The organism is Oleiphilus sp. HI0125 (assembly GCF_001635355.1).
Map to the genome: position 1 here is coordinate 1 of NZ_LWGF01001484.1, position 1,026 is coordinate 1,026.

1 protein-coding gene is annotated in these 1,026 nt (G+C 41.4%); it reads right to left on the reverse strand.

From position 1 onward, the window contains the following. The coding region (locus A3762_RS24985; RefSeq protein WP_156493745.1) for a hypothetical protein at positions 1 to 944 on the reverse strand (944 nt) is incomplete at its 3' end. Positions 945 to 1,026: the final 82 nt, after the last annotated feature.

A 1,026-nucleotide genomic window follows, 5' to 3' on the forward strand; every position in this document is an offset into this window, starting at 1 on the left:
GTTAGCCCAAGAACGATACTTGCGATGACGATTATCTGATTCGTAAGTTGAGTATCTTTGATCGATGCCGAAGCCATCGCTCCTTCATTTAAAAGCGAGTCAAACACACTCGATTGTAAGTTGACCGATGCATCAAAGATCTGCGCACCAAACGGAACCAGCTGCGCTTCTACAACTGTGTTTCGATCATAGATCGATGATGAAACAGCTTTAAACGCGTTTTCGTGATTGCGTATTCCTTCCCTTACACGTTCAGCAGCAGCTCTACGATTTGCGTTCTGAAGTTCGGGCATAAGGGTATTTAGTTCTCGCGACGCTGCACTTAGTTCGTTAAGAACTCGATCAGCGGAGCTTTCTTGATTGTCATCTAAAAATCGAAACGCATAAAGACGAGCAAGTAGAAGGTTTTCTTGAACGACGCCTGCATAGTATGCAGCAACGATATCATTATCTTTATATGCCGATTCGCGAATATATGTGAGCTCTTTTCTAATCTGAGAACCAGCAACGTTCATTCCTTCATTCACTAAACGGTTGCGCTCCCTCATATTGGACACTACGCTTCCGATAAACGCTTGATCATAATTGCGTGACAAAGCATTTATATTTTCGAGAATTGCAACGCGGTTTGGGTCTTCGATTCGTTCGTTTGCTTGGTTCAGAATAAGAATCGTTTGCTCAGACAATTGATTGAAGTCACTAATGTTTTGCTCTAAACCGGTTTTTAGATAATCACTCACGATCAATTGTTTGTTCAGCATATTTGCAGTGATATCTGCGACGATTCCAGAATCAGGAGCTAGGTCTTCTGTCACTACGCTCATTTGGGTGTCTAACTTGCTTTTAGATAAATGGCTTGATTCAGCAATCACGATCAAAGTTAAAAGCAAAAACATCGAGGCGAGTAAAACTTTAACGGTAAAACCAACTCTATCTAGCAACATCTGCTTCTCCTCACGAAATTAACAACGATATCCGTAGGGCAATCTTTTTAGAGTTATTTAGCGCTCCTTATAACGAAAACCG